Raw genomic sequence first — 1717 nt, forward strand, 5'->3', positions numbered from 1 at the left:
AGTGACCCCTTGCCTGGAACACGCGCCTGGATCGGCGGGTAGCGGCATCTGGTTCTGACCCCGACACCATACCGGTCAGGCCATTCGACGACGGCAAACGAAGTGTCCACAGTCCGGATCGTCTCCGCAGGAGTGCAGACGTCTCAACAGTACTCACCCTGAATCTGGTCGACGAACTCGTCCGCGGACACACTTTCCCGGTCATAATCCAGAACCCGACCGGTACGCGCAAGTTCTTTCGGAACCTCGCCTTGCACAAATGAGGTTGCGAATGGAGCTCCATTTGACAGGCGAACTCCCACCTCGATATTGTCTGGGAACTTTTTCCTTAGAGGCGTTTCGATGCTGCGAAATCCCGCGGAATCGCCTAAGATCACGCGCTGTACCGATCTCGTGGCAGCGACCGGATCGGCGATCTTCCAGAGAAGTGCGCCCGTTCCACGATCTGTCACCTCGAAAGAAGTGACCTGTTCGCCCGAACAAAGAACGATCATGAACTGAAGCCTTCCGTCCGCCGATCTCCCCAGTCCCACGGGACGCGGCTGTGGATCTCCGAGAGGGACGCACGCGACTACGGACACCGTCGAGGCGACCATCGCGAGCGCTAACCTCAGCACCGACAGCACATCGAACATGATCATCGTTATTCCCTGACCGAACATGTAGGCCCAACACTCTCTTCATGCACCCCAGCGTTATCCCGAACGCGCGGCAACCACCTGCCCAGATCACGTTGACGCTTTCCTGGCCACGAGGACCCGGCTCACTCACAGGGCTTCAGCGCCACCACCAGGACGGAACCAGGATCCGGCACCGACGCCCTCAATCCTTCCACTGCGCCTCTCACTTCCTCCTCGACCACTGAAAAGGCACCAAGTGGTCGCAGCAGGGCTGACGCCCTCCAACGGCTTGAGACAAGTTGGACGGCGGCGGGGTCGCGATTTTCCTGAACCTGCCAGCCTTTTCGCTGAAGAATCTCGCTTCCCACAGCCGGCAAGGTCCTGCCCTGACGCCTCGAAACAACAATGAATACATAGTCGGTCACGATGGCGACGTCGGCCATGCTCCACGCCGTCTGAACCTTCGATACTGTCTCGCCTATCCCTTGGACCTCACGGACCGCTTCATCCGCCACCGCAGAGGACCGGCCGTGCCACCACCACGCGGCGAACTCGATGACGGCGACCGGAGTGAAATAGATCACGATCGCGGCCGCCAGCACCTTGGGCAGCGGCGACTTCAGCAATCTCATCGGCGATGTCCTCCTGGAGGCCGGTTCCTCTCACGCCTGCACGTCGACATCACAGACGGCCTTGCACCAGCGCCATCCTCCACCGGCGAACCTGCCCACGACAACGCCCTCGCCGCGCCAGATTCGGCGGTGCCGGGAGTCATCCGATCAGCAGGCGAACCCATCCTGCCGGAGGGCGTGCAGGAAGGTGCGCCACTCTCGGGTCGGCGCGGTCCGCGGCGACCGTTCAGGGGCGCCTGGGTGAAGCCCGCCTGGAGCCGGTACCGGCGGAACTCGTCGACGAACCTGGCCGCACCCGACGACTCAGGATCGAAGGGGTCGATGTGCATATAAAACGAGTGGTCGCCGTACTGGTACAGGTCGTAGATCTTCCAGGTGTTGATCCTGGCGTCCTGGTAGTCGAACACCGCGATGCACACCCGCTGGTACCCGGCAGCTCGGCAGGCCGGCCGCCCCCGGTGGCGA

The 1717-nt window shown here is 62.0% G+C and carries 2 protein-coding genes; both read right to left on the reverse strand.

The window, feature by feature from the left end:
* Positions 1-143: 143 nt before the first annotated feature.
* Entirely contained in the window at positions 144-641 is a 498-nt protein-coding gene (locus tag Sru01_RS34995) for a hypothetical protein (RefSeq protein WP_203995198.1), read from the reverse strand.
* 122 nt (positions 642-763) lie between these two features.
* A complete protein-coding gene (locus Sru01_RS35000) occupies positions 764-1252 on the reverse strand; it encodes a hypothetical protein (protein ID WP_203995201.1) in 489 nt (162 codons plus the stop codon).
* Positions 1253-1717 lie beyond the last annotated feature (465 nt).

It is taken from the genome of Sphaerisporangium rufum (assembly GCF_016863395.1).
Classification (GTDB): domain Bacteria; phylum Actinomycetota; class Actinomycetes; order Streptosporangiales; family Streptosporangiaceae; genus Sphaerisporangium; species Sphaerisporangium rufum.

Bases quoted from the DNA above. Each gene is read 5' to 3' on its own strand.
- Sru01_RS34995 (WP_203995198.1), bottom strand. From the start codon at position 641: ATGATCATGTTCGATGTGCTGTCGGTGCTGAGGTTAGCGCTCGCGATG.
- Sru01_RS35000 (WP_203995201.1), bottom strand. From the start codon at position 1,252: ATGAGATTGCTGAAGTCGCCGCTGCCCAAGGTGCTGGCGGCCGCGATC.